The 716-nt window shown below is 48.5% G+C and carries 1 protein-coding gene; it reads left to right on the plus strand.

Features of this window, described 5'->3' with window-relative positions; translation table 11 throughout:
• Positions 1-716: ABC transporter transmembrane domain-containing protein (locus tag R7190_RS27405; protein ID WP_318137872.1), on the plus strand; the 716-nt coding region annotated here is incomplete at both ends.

The following is a 716-nucleotide window of genomic DNA, read 5'->3' on the forward strand; positions in this document are numbered from 1 at the left end:
ATGGGGAGCACGTTTCGTTAGCCACAACGCAACGTCTATGCTGCTTACTTACCTACCTATCTTCTTCTTCAAGAAACTTGCTCCGCTGATCCCAGGCCGAGTATCAACAATGCGCGATGCTGATCTGCTGAACCGTCTGGTAGCCGATGTGGACGCAATGGATCACGTTTATCTGCGACTTGTCAGCCCAGTCATTATTGGCATCTTTGGCATTCTGAGTTTAACCGCAGTCTTAGCGTTCTTTGACTGGCATCTTGCGCTACTTTTAGGCTCAATTCTTACGATCATGCTTTTGGTGTGGCCAGTGCTTTTTTACAAACTGGGCAAAAACAACGGTGAGCACTTAACGCAGAACAAAGCTCAGCTTCGTGTCGCGACACTCGATTGGCTACAAGGCTATAGCGAGCTGAGTATTTTTGGTGCAGAAGAACGCTACCGTAACCTGATTCTTGAAAAGCAAAAACAACTGCTTTCAAACCAGTTTGTAAACGCTAATCTGACTGGTATGGCGTCAGGACTTCTGATGTTGGTGAACGGCCTGACTTTAGTTGTCATGCTTTGGTTTGCTGCTGATGGCGTTGGTGGTCGGGCACCTGATCCTTGGATCGCCCTATTCGCTTGCGCGACGATGGAAAGTTTTGAGATTTTGATGACTATTGGAGGTGCGTTCCAATGGCGTGGCCGAAGGCTGACTTCTGCCCGTCGCTTGAACGAAG

Source organism: Vibrio sp. 1078-1 (assembly GCF_033340475.1).